Below are 18,598 nucleotides of genomic sequence, written 5' to 3' on the forward strand. Positions count from 1 at the left end.
AGCACGGCATGCGAGACAAGGGAGACGACGTCATGGCCAGTCCGGAAGCCCCCGGCCGGGTCCCCGCGCGGGAGGTGGTGTCGGCGGCACTCGACCGGGCCGCCGCGCACGACCACCTCAACGCGTTCATCACGCTCGACGGCGAGGGGGCGCTCGCCGAGGCGGACCGCCACGACGCCCGGGGCCCCGGGGGCGGCGGCCCGAGCTGGTGCCTCGTCGTCAAGGACAACATCCACGTCGCGGGCCTGCCCAACACCGCCGGCACCCCCGCGCTGAGGGACTTCGTCCCCGCGGCCGACGCGCCCGTCGTCCGGGCGCTGCGCGCGGCCGGGGCGATCGTCCTGGGCAAGACGAACATGCACGAGCTGGCGCTGGGCGCCACCTCCTGCAACCACGCCTTCGGCGCCGTCGGCAACGGCACCGACCCGGCGCTCTTCGCGGGCGGCAGCAGCGGCGGGACGGCCGCCGCGGTGGCCGCCGGCATCGCGGACGCCGGGCTCGGCACCGACACCGGAGGCTCCGTCACCATCCCGGCCGCCCTCAACGGGATCTACGGCCTGCGCCCCAGCGCCGGGCGCTACCCCTCGGCGGGCGTCACACCGCTGTGCCCCACCCGGGACACCGCCGGGCCGATGGCGGACACCCTCGACCGCCTGACGGCCCTCGACACGCTCGTCACCGGGGAGACCGGCGCCCCTCGGGACCCGGGCCGCCCGCTCCGGCTGGGCCTGCCGAGGCACGTGTTCACCGAGGACCTGGAGGGCCCGGTCCGGGCCGCCTGGGAGCGGGCCGTCGGCCGGCTCACCACGGAGCCGGTCACCTGGGTCCCGGTGGACACGGCCCACCTGGTCGAGCACGACTCCCGGATCGGGTTCCCGCTGGTCTTCGGCGAGTTCGCCGCCGCGCTGGGCGCCCACCTCGACGAGTACGGCGCCGGAGTGACCCCGGTCGAGGTCCTCGACGCGGCCGGCGACCCGGTCATCGCGGAGATGCTCAAGGCCACCGCCCTGCCCACCGGCCCGGGGTACCCGGGGCCCGCGGTCCTCCAGCGGGCGCTCGCGCAGCGCCGCGTGCTCCAGGCCGCCTACGCGGACCTCTTCGCCGTCCACCGCCTGGACGCGGTCCTGAGCCCCACCGTCCCGGTGTGCGCCCGGCCGCTGCGCCGCTTCGAGGACTCCCTGCCGCTCAACGGGCAGGACGTGCCGACGTTCTTCACCCTGATCCGCAACACCTCCCCCGCCGCCACCGCCGGCCTGCCCTCGGTGACGGTGCCGCTCCCGGTCACCGCGTCCCCGCCGGTCGGCCTCCAGCTCATCGGGCCCCGGCTGGCCGACCGGGACCTGTTGTCGGTGGCCGCCCGGGTCGAGGCCCTGCTGCGGCGCGGGTAGCACGCATACATGTGCCCGGCCGTGCGCAGACACGTGTGCACGGCACGGGCCCGGAGTTGACGCCTGCCCGGAGTTGACGCCTGCCCGGAGTTGACGCCCGCCCGGACTTCCACCACCCTTCCACTAATCGAATAGTGAAAGGGTACTTTGCCGATGACCATGGCCCTCGTCCGTGCCGGTTCACCGCGCCCCCAGCCGGCCGCGAGCCCCCGCCGTCTCACGGCCGCGCTCGCGCGCCGCCCCGCCGTCCTGGCCTGGGGGCTCGCGGCGGCCTTCGCCGCGCTCTACACCTGTGTCGCCGTCAACCGCCACCGACGGGGCCTCAGCAAGGCCTACGACCTGGGCATCTTCGAGCAGGCCGTCCGGGCGTACGCCCACGGCCGGGCGCCGATCGTGCCGCTCAAGGGGCCCGGCTACCACCTGCTCGGGGACCACTTCCACCCGCTGATCGCCACCCTCGCCCCCGCGTACCGGGCCTTCCCCTCGCCGCTCACCCTGGTGGTCGCCCAGGCACTGCTGATGGCGCCGGCCGTCGTCCCGCTCACCCGCTGGGCCCACGAGGTGGCCGGGCCGCGCGCGGCCCTGATCGTCGGCTGCGCGACCGGGGCCTCCTGGGGCATCGTCCGGGCGGCGGCCGACGACTTCCACGAGATCGCGTTCGCCGTCCCGCTGCTGGCCTTCGCCGCCACCGCGCTCGGCCGCCGCCGGCCGCTGGCCGCCGCGCTCTGGTCGCTGCCACTGCTGCTGGTCAAGGAGGACCTGGGCCTGACGGTGGCCGCCGTCGGCCTGCTGATCGCCTGGCAGGCCCGGCAGGACCGGCGCACCCCGCTGCCCGGGCTCGCCCTCGCCGCCGTCGGCGCCGCCGCGACCGCGCTCACCGTGCTGGTGCTGCTGCCCGCCTTCAACCCGAGCGGCGGCTTCGACTACTGGCAGCAGCTGGACGGCGGCGGGCAGCCCTCGGTGTGGGCGCTGCCGCTGCGGCTCGGGTGGCCGCCGGTCAAGTGGCTGCTGCTGTTCCTGCTCGCCGCCACCGCCGGATTCCTCGGCGTGCGCTCACCGCTCTTCCTGCTCTGCCTGCCCACCCTGGCCTGGCGGCTCTCCTCGTCCAACCCGCACTACTGGGGCGTCAGTTACCACTACAGCGCGGTACTGATGCCGATCGCGATCGCCGCCCTGGTCGACGCCCTGCGCCGCGCCGGCGGGCCGCGCCCCGCCGACACCCCCTCCGCCCCGCCGTCCCGGCGGGCCCCGCTGACCCGGCGGGCCCGGCGCGCGCTCGCGGTCAGCGCCCTGGTGACGGCCGTGACGCTGCCGCTCTACCCGTTGCACGAGGTGGTGATGCCCGAGGCCTGGGGCACCTCGCCCCGGCTGACCGACACCCGGACGATGCTCCGGCTGATACCGGACGACGCCACGGTGGCCGCCTCCAACCGGCTGGCCGCCCAGCTGACCGACCGGGCGGAGGTCACCCTGGTGTGCCGGGAGCCGGTCGGGCCGGGGCCGGAGTGGGTGGCCGTCGACCTGCGCGACCCCAGCGTGCAGGCCCCGTGCGCCGTCGCCGACACCACCCGGATGCTGACGGTGTACCGGGGGTCCGGCTACCGGCCGTTGGTCGACCGGGACGGCCTGCTCCTGCTCAAACGCCCCTGACCCGGGCCGCTCCGCCGCACCCCCGCCCGCTTCACCCCTCCCCTCCCCGGGTCCGGCTTGACCGCTGCGCCGCTGTGGGCCACCATTCCGCTATTGAACTAGTGAAAGGCCGGAACGTCGGTGATCGAGTACCGCATCGAGCGGCGCAGCGGCGTCTCCACCTACCAGCAGATCGTGCAGCAGACCAAGCAGGCCCTGCGGCTCGGTCAGCTGCAGCCCGGGGACAAGCTGCCGACCGCCCGCGAGGTGGTCGAGCTGACCGCGATCAACCCCAATACCGTGCTGAAGGCCTACCGCGAGCTCGAACGCGAGGGGCTGGTCGAGCCCCGCCCGGGGCTCGGCACCTTCGTCCGGCGCTCGCTCGCCCGGCCGGAGGCGGCGGCCGACGGTCCGCTGCGCGCGGACCTGGTCGGCTGGGTGGACCGCGCCGCCGGGGCCGGGCTGGAGCGCGAGGACATCGCCGCGCTGATGACCTCCGTCCTGGAGCAGCGTTTCGACACCGGGGTCTCCCCGGCAACACCGAACTGAGAACGTGGGGGGACCGGGTGGACGACCCGACAACCATGGCGCCCGCTCTCGAGGCTGTGGGCCTCGGCAGGAAGTACCGGGGCGGCTGGGCGCTGCGCGACTGCGACTTCACCGTCCCGGCCGGCCGGATCTGCGGCGTGGTCGGCCCCAACGGCGCGGGCAAGAGCACCCTGCTCTCCCTGGCGGCCCGTCAACTCACAGCCACCGAGGGTGAGTTGCGAGTGTTCGGCGAGCCAGCCGACACGCCCGGGCAGCGCGCCCGGGTCGCGTACGTGACGCAGGACAAGCCGCTCTACCCGGGCCTCACCGTCGCCGAGACGCTGCGGATGGGCCGTGAGCTCAACCCGGCCTGGGACGAGGACGCCGCCCAGGCGGTCGTCGACCAGGGCGAGTTGCGGCCCCGGGCGCGGATCGGCTCGCTCTCCGGCGGCCAGCGCACCCGGGTCTCGCTCGCCCTCGCCCTGGGCAAGGTCCCCGACCTGCTGCTGCTCGACGAGCCGATGGCCGACCTGGACCCGCTCGCCCGCAACCAGCTGATGGGCAGCCTGATGTCGGCCGCCGCCGAGCGCGGCACCACCATCGTGCTGTCCTCGCACATCCTTCCCGAGCTCGACGGCGTCATCGACCACCTGCTGCTCGTCCAGCGGGGGCGGATCCGGCTGGCCGGCGACCTGGAGGAGATCCTGGACGGGCACCTGCTGCTCGCCGGGCCCGCCGAGGGCGCCGAACTCCCGGACGGCCTGGTGATCGAGCGGCGCGCGGCCGGACGCCGGGCCACCGCGCTGGTGCGCACCGGGGAGCCGCCGGCCGGCCCGTGGGAGGCCACCCGCCCCGGCTTGGAGGACCTGCTGCTCGGCTACCTCCGCGCCCCGGCCGACCCGGCCCCGGGCACCGCTCCGGCGAACGCCGCGCACGAGAAGCACGAGAAGGCGGAGGCCTCCGCATGAGCACCGACCTGCTGACCGACCCCGCCGCCGCTCCCGCGCGCGGCCGCCCCGCCGCGCCCCGGCTGCGCGGGCTGCTCTGGCTGTCGCTCCGTCAGAACCGTGTGCTGCTAAGGACCATGCTCGTCCTGCTGGTCGTGGTGGCGGCCGAACTGGTCTGGATCCACATCGCCAGCCAACACACCGTGGGCGTCCTGCGGCGGACCGGCTGCTACTACCCCGACTCCTGGTCCAGCACCCGCTGCTGGACGCTGCTCTCGCCGATCAACCAGCCGAACTACTGGTTCGTCTCCATCCTCCAGCCCGCCGTCACCGCCGTGCCGCTGCTGGTCGGGGTGTTCGTCGGGGCGCCGCTGCTGGCGCAGGAGTACGAGCGCGGCACGATCCGGCTGATCCGCGCGCAGTCCGTCAGCCCGGTGCGCTGGCTGGCCGTCCGCCTCGCGGTGCCCGCCCTCGCCGTGCTGGTCTTCAGCGGCGTGGTCGCCGTGCTGATGACCTGGGTGTGGTGGACGGACATCGTGCACGGGCCGGTCGCCTTCGACCCGCCGTTCCAGTTCTTCACCTACCCCGCCCTCGGGGTGGCCCCGGTCGCCTGGTCGCTGTTCGCGCTGGCACTGGGCGTCCTGGTCGGCCGGCTGCTGCGCCGGACGCTGCCCGCGATGTTCCTCACCGGGGCGCTGGTCGCGATCGTCCACGGCCTGGTCGTGTGGGCCCGCCCGTACTTCCACCCCGTCGTGGACGAGGTGGTGATGAGGGACCCCTCGCTGGCCCCCACCGATACGGTCCTGACGCTTCAGCCCACCAACGCCTGGCTGGTCGACCGGGGCGTCGTCATGCCGGACGGCAGCCGCGTCGGCACCGACGCGTGCGGCGGCTCCGACTGGTGCGACGGTGCCGCCGGCACCTGGCTCCGGTACCACCCCGCCGACCACCTGGTGCCGATCCAGCTCGTCGAGGCCGGGATCCTGCTGGCGCTGACCGCCGTCGTCCTGGTCGTCGTCTTCCGCCGGATCCGCGCCTGACGCCGGTCGTACCCGGCCCCGCCCTTCCCGCCCTCCGCCCTCCGTCCCCCGTCCCCCGTCCTCCCGCCTCCCGGGGCGGCTGCCGCTCACCGTCGGTGACCGGCGGCCGCCCCGGGAGGCGCCGGTCACGGCCCGTGCCGATACTGGGGACGGACCGAGCCGGCCGAACGCCCACCCCGTCGGCCCACCGGCCCCGGTCCGCCCCGAGACCGCGGAGGACGCCGTGACCGGACCCGTCGTCGTCGGATTCGACGGCTCACCCGAGAGCCTGGCCGCCACCGAGTGGGCCGCCCGCGAGGCGCTCCGCCGCGCCCTGCCGCTCGAACTCCTCCGGGCCTGGCCGTGGCCGAAGCGGGACGTGGTCGGCAGCGACCAGACCTACCACCGCGCCCTGGCAGGGCTCACCGGGCGCGCGGACGAGCTGCGCGCGCTGGCACCGGGGGTGGCGGTCTCCGCGTCGCCGGTGTCCGGCGAACCCGCCGAGGCCCTGGAGGCCGCCGCGCAGCGCGCCGCCGTGCTCGTGCTCGGCTCCCGGGGGCTGGGCACCCTGCGGGGCTTCCTCGTCGGTTCGGTGAGCCAGGAGGTGCTGCGCCGGGCCGGCTGCCCGGTGGTGCTGGTCCGGGCCGGCCGGGAGGAGCCGGACGGGCCGGTGACGGTCGGCCTCGACCTGGCCCGACCGGCGGACCCGGTGCTGGCGTTCGCCTTCGAGGCCGCCGCGCTCCGCTCGGCGCCGCTGCGGGTGGTCCACGTGTGGGCCCCGCCGGCCGGCAGCGAGCACATGTCGTACGGCGCCATCGGCGGGCTGGAGCGCGAGGTCTCCGCCGACGAGCGGGCCGACCTCACCGAGGCGCTGGAGTCGTGGCGGGCCCGCCACCCGGGCGTCGACGTGACGGCCGACCTGGTCCGGGGCAAGGCCGCGGTGGAGCTGGTGGACGCGGCGTCGACGGCCCGGCTGCTGGTGGTCGGCCGCCGCCGGCACCGGGCGCCGCTGCGGCACCACCTCGGCCCGGTGGCGCACGCCGCGATCCACCACGCGCACTGCCCGGTCGCCGTCGTCCCGTACGGCTGACCGGGCCACCCCACGCCCACGGCTCCTCCTGCGGCTACCCCGCGGCGCGTTCCGGGTGGGTCAGGTTGGCGCCGTCGCGGGGGTCGAAGACGTGGATCCGGGCGGTGTCGATCCACAGGTCCAGCGGACCGCCCTCGGCGGCCCGGGTGGCGGTGCTCAGCCGGGCGACGACGCGGTGCTCCCGCATGCCGGTGTCGGCGCGGCCGGAGTCCGCGGCGAGTTCGGCGAGTTCCTCGGTCGCCACGGGGCCGCCCTGCTCCGCGAAGTGGACGTAGACGTCCGATCCGACGGACTCGCGGACCTCGACGGTGACGGTGCAGGTGGCGCCGCCGCCGTGCCCGTCGGTCAGGGCGGCGTCCTCGAAGTCCTCGGGGCGGATGCCGACGATCAGCTCCCGGGGCGCGTCCGCGCGTTCCAGGGCGCGCCGGGTGCGGTCGTCCAGCGGCAGCGCGCCCAGCGAGGTGCGCAGGGCGTTCTCCTCCAGCGCGGCGCCGAGGAAGTTCATCCCGGGCGAGCCGATGAACCCGGCCACGAAGAGGTTGACCGGCTCGTCGTAGAGCCGCTGCGGCGAGCCGACCTGCTGGACGAGGCCCGAGCGCATGACCACCACCCGGTCGCCCAGCGTCATGGCCTCGACCTGGTCGTGGGTGACGTAGACGGTGGTGGTGCCGAGGCGGCGCTGGAGCGCGGCGATCTGGGTGCGCATCTGGACCCGGAGCTTGGCGTCGAGGTTGGACAGCGGCTCGTCCATCAGGAAGGCCTTGGGGTCGCGGACGATCGCCCGGCCCATCGCGACCCGCTGGCGCTGCCCGCCGGAGAGGTTGGCGGGCTTGCGGTCGAGGTGCCCGGTCAGGTCCAGGATCCGCGCGGCCTCCTCGACCTTGGCGGTGATGGTCGCCTTGTCGACCTTGGCCAGGCGCAGCGCGAAGCCCATGTTGTCGCGCACGCTCATGTGCGGGTACAGGGCGTAGCTCTGGAAGACCATCGCGATGTCCCGGTCCTTGGGGGCCCGGTCGTTGACGACCTCCCCGGCGATGCGCAGGGTGCCCTCGGTGATGTCCTCCAGCCCGGCGATCATGTTGAGCGTGGTGGACTTTCCGCAGCCGGAGGGGCCCACCAGGATCACGAACTCGCCGTCGGCGATGGTGAGGTCGACGTCGCGGACGGCGAGGGCGCCGTCGGGGTAGCGCTTGGTGATGCCGTCGAGGACGATCTCGGCCACGGTCCGCCTTTCCGGTCCGCCGGGTGCGGCGGTCTCAACCTTTGACTGCGCCGGCGGTGAGGCCGGCGACGATGCGGCGCTGGAAGAGCAGCACGAAGACCACGATCGGGATCGTGATGACCACGGCGGCGGCCGCGATCGAGCCGGTCGGCTGCTCGAACTGGGAGCTTCCGGTGAAGAACGCGATGGCGGCCGGGACGGTCCGGGCCGAGGTGGTGGAGGTCAGCGAGATCGCGAACAGGAAGTCGTTCCAGCAGAAGATGAAGACCAGGATGCCGGTGGTGAACACGCCGGGCGCCGCCAGCGGCGCGATGACCAGCCGGAACGCCTGCCACGGGGTGGCGCCGTCGACCTTGGCCGCCTTCTCCAGGTCCCAGGGGATCTCGCGGAAGAACGCCGACAGGGTGTAGATCGCCAGCGGCAGCGAGAAGGTCATGTACGGGATGATCAGGCCCGGCCAGGTGTCGAAGAGGCCGAGCGCCCGCTCGATGTCGAACAACGGGGAGACCAGCGAGATCGGCGGGAACATCGCGATCAGCAGGGACACCCCGATCAGCAGCCGCTTGCCGGGGAAGCGCAACCGGGCCACCGCGTACGCCGCCATGGTGCCGAGGACGACGGCGACGGTGGTGGCGATCACCGCGATCCCGATCGAGTTGACCAGGGCGCGGGTGAACTCCGAGGTCCGGAAGATGCCCCGGTAGTTGTCCCAGGTCCAGGTGCGCGGCACGAAGGCGCCGTCGGAGAGGGTGGCGGGGGCCTTGAAGGAGAGCGCGACGATCCACCACACCGGGAAGAGCGCGTAGAGGACGACGGTCAGGTTGACGACGCCCCAGCCGGTCAGCGACCGGGCGTGCCGGGCGCTCACCGCTGCTCCGGCCCGGCGCCCGGCGCGGCCGCGCCGAACAGCCTGACGAAGACCAGCGCGATGAGCGCCACGCAGACGAAGACCAGCACCGAGATCGCCGAGCCGATGCCCAGGTTGAGCGCGGTGAAGAGGTTGTCGTAGCCGAGGATCGACACCGAGCCGGTGCCGTTGGATCCGCCGGTGAGCACGTAGACGTTGTCGAAGATCCGGAAGGCGTCCAGGGTGCGGAAGAGCAGGGCGACCAGGATGGCCGGCTTCATCAGCGGCAGGACCACCAGCCGCAGCCGCTGCCCGGAGGTCGCCCCGTCGACCATCGCCGCCCGCACCGTCTCCTCCGGCACCAGGGCCAGGCCGGCCAGGAGCAGCAGCGCCATGAACGGGGTGGTCTTCCACACCTCGGCGAGGATGATCAGGCCGACGGCCGGCCACTGATCGGTCAGCGGGGCGCTGCCCTCGGGCAGCAGGGCGGCCAGGTAGCCGGTCCCCGGTGTCCAGGCGTACTGCCAGGAGTAGGCGGCGACCACGGTGACGATCCCGTACGGCACCAGGACGGCGGTGCGGACGGTGCCGCGTCCGAGGACGGTGCGGTGCATCACCAGGGCGAGCGCCAGGCCGAGCAGCAGCTCGACGGTCACCGACACCACGGTGATCAGCGCGGTCACGCCGAGCGCCTGCCACCAGTACGGGGAGGTGAGCACCGCACCGTAGTTGGCGAGCCCGACCCAGTGCGCCTGCTCCGGGAAGCGCAGGTCGTAGCGCTGGAGCGACAGGTAGACGGCGTAGCCGATCGGGTAGGCGGTGACCGCGAGCATCACCAAGGCCGCGGGGGCGCACAGCAGCAGGCCCAGCCGGCGTTCCTGGCGGGCGCCCCGGGAGGGGCCGGCCGGCGCCGGCGGAGGCGGTGGAAGCGGTCGTGGCGGGGGCGGGGGTGCCGTGGTGTCGCGGGCGCCGGCGGTCGGTGTCACGGAATCAGCCCCTTCGAGCCGAGGGCGTCCCGGATCTGCCCGCCGAGATCGGCCACGTCCTGCTCCGGGCGGATGCCGGCGGGCGGGGAGAGGGTGTGCGAGACGGCGATGGAGACGTTCTGGTAGGCCGGGGTCTGCGGCCGGATGCTCGCGGTGTCGAGGGCGGCCAGCACCTCGGCGGCGAACGGGTAGCTCTCGGTGAGCTCCGCCGCCCCGTACAGGCCGCGCAGCGACGGCGGGAGGCCGCCCTTCAGCGCGTTGGTGAGCTGGTTCTCCCGGTCGCGCAGGCAGAGGGCCGCCTCGAAGGCCAGGTCGGGGTACCGGCTGTAGGCGCCCACGGCCAGGTCGATCCCGCCGATGGTCACACTGGCGGGCCGGCCGGGGGTCACGGCGGGATACGGGGCCCAGCGGAAGTGCGGGAACAGGTCGGGCCGGTTCGCCTTCATCGAGGGGTAGACGAAGGGGTAGTTGAGTTCGAAGGCGGCCGTGCCGGACTCCATGGCGAGCCGGTTCTGGTCCTCCATCTGGTTGGGCAGCGAGGGGTCGGCGGCCGAGGACACCGCCAGGTCGCGCATCACCGAGGCCGCCGTGACGGCGGGCGCCCCGAGCGAGGGGGCCAGCGCGTCGGGGGTGAGGACGGTGCCTCCGGCGCTGGTGACCAGGGTGTTGAACCAGACCGTCAGGCCCTCGTACTGCGCGCCCTGGATCTCCACGCGGTGCGGCTTGCCCTCCCCCGCCAGCCGCTCGGCCTCGGCCAGCATCCCGGCCCAGGTCGAGGGCGGGCTCGACACCAGGTCGTCGCGGTACCAGAGCAGTTGGGTGTTGGAGTTGTACGGCACGGCGTACAGCCGCCCCCGCCAGGTGGCGGTGCGCACCGCCGCGTCGAGGGTGTCGGCGGTGCCCTGGTCCCGCATCGTCCCGGTCCACTCCCGGATCCAGCCCGCCTCGGCGAACTCGGCGGGCCAGGTGACGTCCAGGCCGAGGATGTCCACGCCGCTGTCGTGCGCCGCCATCCGGCGCACCAGCTGCTGGCGCTGGCCGTCCGCGCCCCGGGGCAGCTTGTCGTAGCGGATCGTGTAGCGCCCGCCGGACTGCTGCCCGCAGCGGTCGGCGGCCTGCTGGAGCGCCCCCGAGTCGTCCGGGAAGTTGTACCAGTCCAGGGTGACCGCCCTGCCGTGGCCGCCGCCCCCGCAGCCCGTCAGCGCGGACGCGAGCACGGACAGCCCGGCGGCGGCGCGCGCCCACCGCGAACGGATTCTGGGGATCCTCGGCATCGTTCTCCCGTGCCGGGACGGACCGGCGCCGCCGACCCTAGCCCCGCGCCCCCATCCACCCGCCGCGTGCCGCGCCGCCGCCAGCCGGACGGGGGAGATAGGTCAGCTTTCCGTTCAACCCTATTGATCGGTACCGGGGTCGGGCTCGTCGGCTCGTCGGCCTGACAGCCCGTCGGCTTGCCGGGGCCGTCCCCGCCCAGCGCGAGCCGGCACAACCAGGTGCGGTACCAGCCGACTTGTCGGTATTCGACCCACCCTGACGGGAGCCGCACGGCCGGCGCCCCCGACCCTCCCGCGAGGCCGGGTCGAGGGCGGCGTAGGGTGCGCCATGTGAATGAACTGATCTTCCGGGGGAAAGACAGGTTCCGTCCGGACTGGACCGATCTCGGGCCGGTACTCATCGTCGTTACGGGCGAACTCGTCGCCGGCCACCTGAAGTTCCACCTCGGCCTCGGCCCCATGGTCCTGCTGGTCGGCGGGACGGTGGCGCTGGCCGCCGCGAGCCGCCTCCTCTCCATGCGCTACTGGAGCCGGATCGGCACCGACGGGGTCACCGTCTCCTGGGGATTCGGCCGCGGCCGCACCTACTCCTGGCAGCAGATCTCCTGGATCGACGTCTCGGAGTTCCAGGGCCGCGGCGCGCCCACACGGGTGGCCCGGATCCACACCACCGACGGCCGGCGCCACTGGATCTCCACCCTGATGACCAGCGACCTCCACCCATCGGAGGACTTCGACGCCGACTTCCGGCAGGTCGTCGACTGGTGGAAGCACAGCACCGGCCCGAGCCTGCGCGTCCAGCCGGAGAAGCAGCTCCGGGACCGGCTGTCGCCCGTGCGGCTCGCGGTGCTGGGCACCGTCGTCCTCGCCGTCGTCCTCTTCGTCTCCACCGTGGTGCTGTCCCGGTAGCCGCCCGACTACCTCGGCCCCGCCGTGCCCGCCGGCGGGCACGGCCCGTCCCGAGCCGCGCCCCGAGCCGCGCCCCGAGCCGCGCCCCGAGTGTCGATCTAGCATGAGAGGCAGGGCTTCGTCTCCGGGCCCGCGCCGCAGCGGCAGGAGGCCGACATGGCGTTCGACACGACCGGCTTCGAGCAGGCGGCCAGTGGCCGCTACCTGCCGATCTCCGAACACGGCCTGATCGGCGATCTTCGGACGACCGCCCTGGTCGGCACCAACGGCACCATCGACTGGTACTGCTGCCCGCGCTTCGACGCGCCCAGTGTCTTCGGGTCCATCCTCGACGCCGACCGGGGAGGGTCGTTCGACCTGGCCGCCGAGGCCCCGACCCGCACCCGGCAGTTCTACTTCCCCGACACCAACGTGCTGATCACACGGTTCTTCGCGGCGGACGGGGTGGCGGAGATCCAGGACTTCATGCCCGTGGTCGACGAGTCCCGCGAGGCCGCCCGGCACCGGCTGATCCGGCGGGTGGTCTGCGTCCGGGGGGTCCTCCCGTTCAGGGCGCGGATCGCCCCGCGCTTCGGCTACGGCGCCGAGCCGCACACCGTGCGCCTCGAAGGCCACGAGGCGGTCTTCCGCTCCCCGTCGCTGACGCTCGCGCTGACCTCCACCGCACCGCTGGAGTCCGACGGCTTGGACGTGTGGTCGCACTTCAAGCTCGTCGAGGGCGAGTCCCACGTGTTCGCCCTCGACCGGATCGGCGACGACGTCCCGACCCGGTCGTGTCCGCGCGCCGAGGCGCAGGAGCAGGCCGAGGCGACCGTCCGGTTCTGGCGCCACTGGCTGGCCGGCTCGCGCTACCACGGCCGGTGGCGGGAGATGGTGAACCGCTCCGCGCTGCTGCTGAAGCTGCTCACCTACGCGCCGACCGGTGCGATCGTCGCCGCGCCGACCACCAGCCTGCCCGAACGGATCGGCGGCGAGCGCAACTGGGACTACCGGTACGTCTGGGTCCGCGACGCCGCCTTCTGCGTCTACGCCATGCTGCGCCTGGGGTTCACCTCGGAGGCCGAGGCGTTCATGGGGTTCCTCGGCGAGCGGGGCATCCTGCGCGGCACCGGTGCGAACGGCCCGCTGCAGATCATGTACGGCATCGACGGCCGCAGTGAGCTGCCCGAGTACGAGCTGCCGCACCTGGAGGGCTACCTCGGCTCCGCGCCGGTGCGGGTCGGCAACGCCGCCACCGGCCAGCTCCAGCTGGACATCTACGGAGCCCTGATCGACTCGGTCTACCTGTACGACAAGTGGGGGCAGCCGATCAGCAGCGCCCGCTGGGACGAGGTCGGCGCGGTGGCGGACTGGCTCTGCGACCACTGGGACCAGCCCGACGAGGGCATCTGGGAGACCCGCGCGGGCCGCCGGGACTTCGTGTACTCCCGGCTGATGTGCTGGGTGGCACTGGAGCGGGCGATCCGGATGGCGAACCGCCGCGGCCTGCCCGCCGACCTGCCCCGCTGGCGCCGGTCCCGGGACGCGATCTACCGGCAGATCATGGCCCGCGGCTGGTCGGACCGGCGGGGCGCGTTCGTCCAGGCCCTGGACGACGGCGAGCTGGACGCCTCGCTGCTGATGATGCCGATGGCCAAGTTCGTCTCGCCCACCGACCCCAAGTGGCTCTCCACCCTGGACGCCCTCACCGCGGACCTGGTCTCCGACTCGCTGGTCTACCGCTACAACCCGGCCGCCAGCCCGGACGGACTGCGCGGCCCCGAGGGCACCTTCTCGATCTGCTCCTTCTGGTACGTGGAGGCGCTGGCCCGCGCGGGCCGGCTGGAGGAGGCCCGGCTGGCCTTCGAGAAGATGCTCACCTACGCCAACCACCTGGGGCTGTTCGCCGAGGAGATCGGCCCGACCGGCGAACAGCTCGGCAACTTCCCCCAGGCCTTCACCCACCTCTCGCTGATCAGCGCCGCCTTCAACCTCGACCGCGCGCTGGGCTGACGCGGCGACGGCCCGGCCGCCTGGACGGCTTCGATGACGCCGAGATCGTCGAAGACCTCCCGGGTGCGCGGCGGCGGCCCCTTGCCGCGAGACCCCGGGAACAGTCGGTCGGACCGGTCGACCGGTGGCGGCGGGAGGGTCCGCGTACGGCGCTCGCCCGCGTCGGCGGTCTCCGTGCGGTGCGTCTCCCGTCTCCGAACGTCTCCGAACGCCTCCGCGCGCCCCGTGCGCCCCGAGCGCCCCGAGCGCCCCCCGCGCGCGGTTGCCACGGAGCGCGGATCGGCGTGGACTCATGGGGACCGAACACCCCGCGGCTTCGGGGTCCTCGTCGTGGACACGAAGGATGCCGCCGACGCGTTCCATCGAGCATGCGGTGGCGCGGTAACGCGTCGACGACACGTCCTCCCCCGGGCGGTGGCTGTGATCCTCGACCACGCACAAGACCTGCTCGGCACCTGGCAGTACGCGGAGCGCTACCTCGGCGGCGGGACCCGCGGCTACAGCGCCTACTCCGCGGACATGGACATTCCCGACCGGTACCACCCCCAGCGCGGACGCCGGCGCTTCACCGTCCCCACCTTCGTGGTGCCCCCCGGTCTCGGCGTGTTCCTCCCGAGCCGTCTCGAATCCGCCGTCGCCGGGCTCTACCGCGCCGGCGACGCCTTCCTCCTGCCCGTGCACCCCGCGACGCTGACCCACGGCCCGCTGCCGGGGCGTGACGTCCTCCGCTCCGCCGAGCGCGGTCCCGACCTGCTGGTGGTGCCTTCGGCCAACGCCAGGACGGTCTTCGTCGAACGCATGGGCGGCGTCCCGGTGGAGCCGCACTTCGTCAAACTGCACTACCCCAGGCGCCTTTCGCGGTTCGTCAGGTCACTGCGGCAGCCGGTCATCTCGGCCCAGTTGTGGGCGTGCGAGGAGATGGCGGCCGCCGGGCTGCCCGTGCTGCCCGAGACGGGCGGCGGGGTCCTCGGCACGGAGCCCGACACCGCGTGGGGCTTCCTGGTCCGGGAGTTCCGGCCACGCGCCGGGAACACCGTCGGCCCCGGCCACGGACCCCCGGGGGACGGTGACTTCGCCGCCGGGCCACCGCACTACACCGTCCCGCTCTTCGCCCTCTACGGGCATGATGTCCGGCGTCCCGACGACCCGACGCTGATGGAGCAGCTCATCGCCCGCAGTACGGAGGCGGCGGCGGACTGGCTGGCCCGGCGGGTGGTGGTGCCGATGGTGCGGCTCTGGCTGAGCGCCGCACGGCAGACCGGGTGCGCGCTCGAACTGCACGGCCAGAACGCCCTGTTCGCCTTCGACCGGGACGGCCGGCGCACCGCCGTCCTCTACCGGGACTGCGATGTCTACATCGACCCGGGGATCCGCCGGGCCCGGGGGATGAACCGCGACCTGCCGCCGGCCAACGTCATCTCCCGCGACGTCCACCAGCCCCCGGCCCATATGTTCGGCCTCACCTACGACGGTTTCATGGCGCACCACGCGCTGTCCCGCCTGGCCGACGTCGCGGCCGGGGCGCTGGGGGTCGCGACGCACCGCCTCCACCGGGCCGCCCGCGAGGCCTTCGCCAAGCACGGCGGCCCGACCGTCCCCCTTCCCGACACGGTCTTCGGCTACCGGGACCGGCTCCGCCGCGACGGCGGCTGGCAGTTGAGGGACACCGGCGTACCTCCCGAATGGCGAATGGCTGCGGGTTCGCGGCGGACGTCCTAGACACCGCCCGGCGGCCGCACGGACCGAGACAGGAGCGACTGTGGCGTACCGCGCCCAACTGACGGCGACCCTGCCCGAACTCGTCACCCGATTCGACGCCGTCCGGCCGGCCGCGCGGGCCGCCGTGCTGGGGCGGCTGTGGGGTGCGCTGGCCCGCGAGCCGCTGCCCGGGCTGCTGTGGCGAAAGGACGACGCCTCCTCGCTGACGGTCGCCTTCGACAACGGATGCCTGGTCACCGGTCCCGCGGCGGCCGCGGGAATCATCTCCCCGGCCCTGCCCGGGCTGACGGTCGGCCGACGGACCGTCACCGACCCGGCTGACCTGGTCCGCGCCCTGTGGCGCGGGCCGGCCGGGGACCGGCTCGCCTCGGAGGTCTCCGGAAGCGTCGACGGACTCGCGCTCGCCCGTGCGCACGGGCCGGCGGGCGACGCCGGGACACGCGACAGCTCCTGGTACGAACAGAGCGTCGTCGACGGCCATCCGGTCCATCCGTGCTGTCGCAACCGGCCCGGAATGTCCATCGCCGAGCTGGTCAGGTACGCGCCCGAGTACCGCCCCACCATCGACCTCCCCTTGGTGGCGGTCCCGCGCGAACGCCTGCGGACCACACCCGGCTGGCCGCTGGTCGACGGCGAAACCCTCCTCCTCCCCGTCCACCCCTGGCAGCGGGACCACGTACTGCCCCGGTACGGCCTGACCCCCGCGGCCTCATGGCCGGCCCGGCCCCTGATGTCGCTGCGCTCGCTCGCCACCCCGCGATGGCAGGTCAAGACCTCCATCGACGTGCAACTGACCGCGGCCGTACGCGGCTTGTCCCGGGCCGCCGTGGACAACGGTCCGGCGCTGTCGCGCGTGCTGCCCGACCTCCCCGGGCTGGCATTTCCTGCGCGAGGTGCACGCCGCGCGGATCGACTCCCACCTGTCCGCCGTCCTCAGGGAACCCCCGGAGCGCCATCTCCGGCCCGGTGAGGTGGCGGTCCCCTTCTCGGCCCTCGCCGCCGCCGGCCCCGACGCGGCGGCGGTGGTGGCCGTCACCGTGCCGCCACTGCTGCGGATGCTCGACCGCGGCGTCGCCCTGGAGGCCCACGGGCAGAACACCCTGCTGGTCCTGGACCGGGACGCCCGGCCGGTGCGGCTCCTCTACCGCGACCTGGGCGGCGTCCGGATCAGCCCCGCCCGCTTCGGGAACTGCCCCGCGCTCCGCGACGGCCTGACGACCGACGACCCGGTCGTCCTGCACACCAAGCTCGCCGGCGCGCTGGTCATGCTCCTGGCGGAAATCATCCACCGGACCGGGAACGAGGCACTGTGGCACCACGTGGCCCGCACCGTCGACGCCACCTACGCCGAACTGCCCGCCGACGACTGGAACCGTCGGCACCACGCCCTCTTCTTCGCCCCGACCCTGCCCGTGAAGGCCTACACCACGATGCGGCTGGCCGACGACGCCCGAACCGACGTATGGGGGTGGACCCCCAACCCACTCGTCGGCCACCGATGACGAGCGGTGCCTTCCGGGGCCCTCGCGCTCGTGATCACAACTTACCCGCGTTCCGTAGCCCTCCGAGGCTGATGACCACCGACCAAGCCCAGGACCTCTACCCCTGGCCTGGCTCGTTGCGATCGCTCCGGAACATGACCCCCGACGCACCCGCCATTGCCAGGCCCGATCATGGGATCGTTCCGCACCCTCCAGGGCTGATCACGACGCGCCGAACGCGACAAGGCCCGTGACCGCACGCTCACGTTGCAAGCCCTTTAGGGCTGATCACGACTGTGGGAGGTGTTCAAGGACCGGGACGTCAGCCTCGGTTGCAAGCCCTCCAGGGCTGATCACGACTCGACCTGCCGGGCTGCGTCGGCTCGTACGAGCTGACGTTGCAAGCCCTCCAGAGCTGATCACGACTGGATCCCGTTCGGGGTGCCCGGTTCGGTCCGCTCGGGTTGCAAGCCCTCCAGGGCTGATCACGACCCAAGCCCTACCGCGGTACCACCTTGGACAACCTGTTGCAAGCCCTCCAGGGCTGATCACGACGGGATCGCCCAGCGCGAGGGCACGGCCGGCCCCATCGCGTTGCAAGCCCTCCAGGGCTGATCACGACCCCGCATGGACCTGGAGCACCACGCCGCCCGCGTCACGTTGCAAGCCCTCCAGGGCTGATCACGACTCGACGCCCTGGCCCGGCACTGGGGCATGGGCCCGCTGTTGCAAGCCCTCCAGGGCTGATCACGACCGGCGGCCATCACGGCGGTGGTGCGGATGCGTCCGCGTTGCAAGCCCTCCAGAGCTGATCACGACGGTGGCCTTGGAGGAGCTCGGAGCGCCAGCGGGCGGGTTGCAAGCCCTCCAGGGCTGATCACGACGCGCGTGGTGTACCTGCGGCCGCAAGGCGGCGGGATGTTGCAAGCCCTCCAGGGCTGATCACGACGGTGATCGAGGCGCCCTACCTCACCGCGGACATCCTGTTGCAAGCCCTCCAGGGCTGATCACGACTGCGGTCACCCGTCTCGGGGACTGCGCCGTAGACCTGTTGCAAGCCCTCCAGGGCTGATCACGACCGCTGGAGGAACCGCTCCTGCTCGTCGGCCGGCACAGGTTGCAAGCCCTCCAGGGCTGATCACGACGAACAAGAAGACCGGGCAGCGCAAGGAGAACGACGGGTTGCAAGCCCTCCAGGGCTGATCACGACCCGAGGGTAAAGTCCCAGGTCAAACTTCCTGCGAGTACCACCGTGGATCATGAGGGTGCGGCAACCCGCCGGTACTGCAGCGGCGCTGGTCAGAGGATGTCGCCCGGCCCGCCGAGGGTGGTGCCGAGTGTTGTGGTGTCGATCATGTCCGGGGAACGGGCGGTATAGGTGACGACGCTGTCGTAGGCGGGGTCGATGACGGTGTTGAGGGTGTGGGTGAGGGCGCGGTACTGGGCTGCGGTGAGTTCTCCGTGGAAGACGCTGCGCTGGGTCCAGTGGAGGTACTTGCGGCAGGTCTTCAGGACTTTCGGGTTGCGCTCGGCTGCGGTGTCGTAGACCAGGATGACGAACATCGGC

General features: G+C 73.4%; 16 protein-coding genes and 1 CRISPR repeat array. Of the genes, 11 read left to right on the forward strand and 5 right to left on the reverse strand.

All coding sequences use genetic code 11. The annotated features are described in order from the left end of the window. Positions 1 to 32: 32 nt before the first annotated feature. The 6 genes from ACFQ6N_RS17845 (at position 33) to ACFQ6N_RS17870 (ending at position 6,601) form a co-directional block, all read left to right on the forward strand. On the forward strand, positions 33 to 1,388 hold the full coding sequence (locus ACFQ6N_RS17845) for an amidase family protein (protein WP_380650000.1): 1,356 nt from the start codon (positions 33 to 35) through the stop codon (positions 1,386 to 1,388). Positions 1,389 to 1,541: 153 nt separating this feature from the next. Further along, a complete protein-coding gene (locus ACFQ6N_RS17850) occupies positions 1,542 to 3,038 on the forward strand; it encodes a DUF2079 domain-containing protein (RefSeq protein ID WP_380650002.1) in 1,497 nt (498 codons plus the stop codon). 120 nt (positions 3,039 to 3,158) lie between these two features. Further along, complete coding sequence (locus ACFQ6N_RS17855) at positions 3,159 to 3,566, forward strand: GntR family transcriptional regulator (RefSeq protein WP_380650004.1); 408 nt, start codon at positions 3,159 to 3,161, stop codon at positions 3,564 to 3,566. A 35-nt stretch (positions 3,567 to 3,601) separates the two neighbouring features. Beyond that, complete coding sequence (locus ACFQ6N_RS17860) at positions 3,602 to 4,513, forward strand: ABC transporter ATP-binding protein (RefSeq protein WP_380650006.1); 912 nt, start codon at positions 3,602 to 3,604, stop codon at positions 4,511 to 4,513. Then, positions 4,510 to 5,532, forward strand: a complete 1,023-nt coding sequence (locus tag ACFQ6N_RS17865) for a hypothetical protein (protein WP_380650007.1) — start codon at positions 4,510 to 4,512, stop codon at positions 5,530 to 5,532. Before ACFQ6N_RS17860 ends, ACFQ6N_RS17865 begins: the two co-directional genes overlap by 4 nt. Positions 5,533 to 5,755: 223 nt before the next feature. After that, positions 5,756 to 6,601 (forward strand): universal stress protein, encoded by an 846-nt coding sequence (locus tag ACFQ6N_RS17870; protein WP_380650009.1) that lies wholly within the window; start codon positions 5,756 to 5,758, stop codon positions 6,599 to 6,601. A 34-nt stretch (positions 6,602 to 6,635) separates the two neighbouring features. Here the strand turns inward: ACFQ6N_RS17870 and ACFQ6N_RS17875 are convergent, their stop codons facing one another. The 4 genes from ACFQ6N_RS17875 to ACFQ6N_RS17890 form a co-directional block, all read right to left on the reverse strand. Beyond that, positions 6,636 to 7,823: an ABC transporter ATP-binding protein gene (locus ACFQ6N_RS17875; RefSeq protein WP_380650011.1), complete on the reverse strand. Its 1,188-nt coding sequence runs from the start codon at positions 7,821 to 7,823 to the stop codon at positions 6,636 to 6,638. Between the two features lie 34 nt (positions 7,824 to 7,857). After that, on the reverse strand, positions 7,858 to 8,691 hold the full coding sequence (locus ACFQ6N_RS17880; protein ID WP_380650013.1) for a carbohydrate ABC transporter permease: 834 nt from the start codon (positions 8,689 to 8,691) through the stop codon (positions 7,858 to 7,860). Beyond that, positions 8,688 to 9,539: a carbohydrate ABC transporter permease gene (locus ACFQ6N_RS17885; protein ID WP_380650087.1), complete on the reverse strand. Its 852-nt coding sequence runs from the start codon at positions 9,537 to 9,539 to the stop codon at positions 8,688 to 8,690. The genes ACFQ6N_RS17880 and ACFQ6N_RS17885 overlap by 4 nt, the downstream gene beginning before the upstream one ends. Before the next feature lie 113 nt (positions 9,540 to 9,652). Next, positions 9,653 to 10,930, reverse strand: a complete 1,278-nt coding sequence (locus tag ACFQ6N_RS17890) for an ABC transporter substrate-binding protein (RefSeq protein ID WP_380650014.1) — start codon at positions 10,928 to 10,930, stop codon at positions 9,653 to 9,655. Between the two features lie 330 nt (positions 10,931 to 11,260). Here ACFQ6N_RS17890 and ACFQ6N_RS17895 point away from each other — a divergent pair, with 330 nt between their 5' ends. The 5 genes from ACFQ6N_RS17895 to ACFQ6N_RS17915 all read left to right on the forward strand — a co-directional run bounded on the left by ACFQ6N_RS17895 (position 11,261) and on the right by ACFQ6N_RS17915 (position 17,052). Further along, on the forward strand, positions 11,261 to 11,839 hold the full coding sequence (locus tag ACFQ6N_RS17895; RefSeq protein ID WP_380650016.1) for a hypothetical protein: 579 nt from the start codon (positions 11,261 to 11,263) through the stop codon (positions 11,837 to 11,839). Positions 11,840 to 11,995: 156 nt separating this feature from the next. Next, positions 11,996 to 13,831: a glycoside hydrolase family 15 protein gene (locus ACFQ6N_RS17900; RefSeq protein WP_380650018.1), complete on the forward strand. Its 1,836-nt coding sequence runs from the start codon at positions 11,996 to 11,998 to the stop codon at positions 13,829 to 13,831. A 420-nt stretch (positions 13,832 to 14,251) separates the two neighbouring features. Further along, positions 14,252 to 15,550 (forward strand): ferric iron reductase, encoded by a 1,299-nt coding sequence (locus tag ACFQ6N_RS17905; protein ID WP_380650020.1) that lies wholly within the window; start codon positions 14,252 to 14,254, stop codon positions 15,548 to 15,550. Between the two features lie 40 nt (positions 15,551 to 15,590). Further along, on the forward strand, positions 15,591 to 16,520 hold the full coding sequence (locus ACFQ6N_RS17910; protein WP_380650022.1) for an IucA/IucC family protein: 930 nt from the start codon (positions 15,591 to 15,593) through the stop codon (positions 16,518 to 16,520). Position 16,521: 1 nt separating this feature from the next. Further along, positions 16,522 to 17,052 carry an IucA/IucC family C-terminal-domain containing protein gene (locus ACFQ6N_RS17915; RefSeq protein WP_380650024.1) on the forward strand — a complete coding sequence of 177 codons (531 nt, stop codon included), beginning with the start codon at positions 16,522 to 16,524 and terminating at the stop codon, positions 17,050 to 17,052. Positions 17,053 to 17,231: 179 nt separating this feature from the next. Then, a CRISPR array of direct repeats spans positions 17,232 to 18,241; the repeat unit is 29 nt; unit sequence GTTGCAAGCCCTCCAGGGCTGATCACGAC. Positions 18,242 to 18,330: 89 nt separating this feature from the next. Here the strand turns inward: ACFQ6N_RS17915 and cas2 are convergent. Continuing rightward, positions 18,331 to 18,594 (reverse strand): CRISPR-associated endonuclease Cas2, encoded by a 264-nt coding sequence (gene cas2 / locus ACFQ6N_RS17920; protein WP_380650025.1) that lies wholly within the window; start codon positions 18,592 to 18,594, stop codon positions 18,331 to 18,333. Positions 18,595 to 18,598 lie beyond the last annotated feature (4 nt).

The sequence above is a fragment of the Kitasatospora sp. NPDC056446 genome (assembly GCF_042796115.1).
Taxonomy (GTDB): domain Bacteria; phylum Actinomycetota; class Actinomycetes; order Streptomycetales; family Streptomycetaceae; genus Kitasatospora.

Coding starts and splice junctions, on each gene's coding strand:
- ACFQ6N_RS17845 (WP_380650000.1), top strand. CDS start 33: ATGGCCAGTCCGGAAGCCCCCGGCCGGGTCCCCGCGCGGGAGGTGGTG.
- ACFQ6N_RS17850 (WP_380650002.1), top strand. CDS start 1,542: ATGACCATGGCCCTCGTCCGTGCCGGTTCACCGCGCCCCCAGCCGGCC.
- ACFQ6N_RS17860 (WP_380650006.1), top strand. CDS start 3,602: ATGGCGCCCGCTCTCGAGGCTGTGGGCCTCGGCAGGAAGTACCGGGGC.
- ACFQ6N_RS17865 (WP_380650007.1), top strand. CDS start 4,510: ATGAGCACCGACCTGCTGACCGACCCCGCCGCCGCTCCCGCGCGCGGC.
- ACFQ6N_RS17890 (WP_380650014.1), bottom strand. CDS start 10,930: ATGCCGAGGATCCCCAGAATCCGTTCGCGGTGGGCGCGCGCCGCCGCC.
- ACFQ6N_RS17900 (WP_380650018.1), top strand. CDS start 11,996: ATGGCGTTCGACACGACCGGCTTCGAGCAGGCGGCCAGTGGCCGCTAC.
- cas2 (WP_380650025.1), bottom strand. CDS start 18,594: ATGTTCGTCATCCTGGTCTACGACACCGCAGCCGAGCGCAACCCGAAA.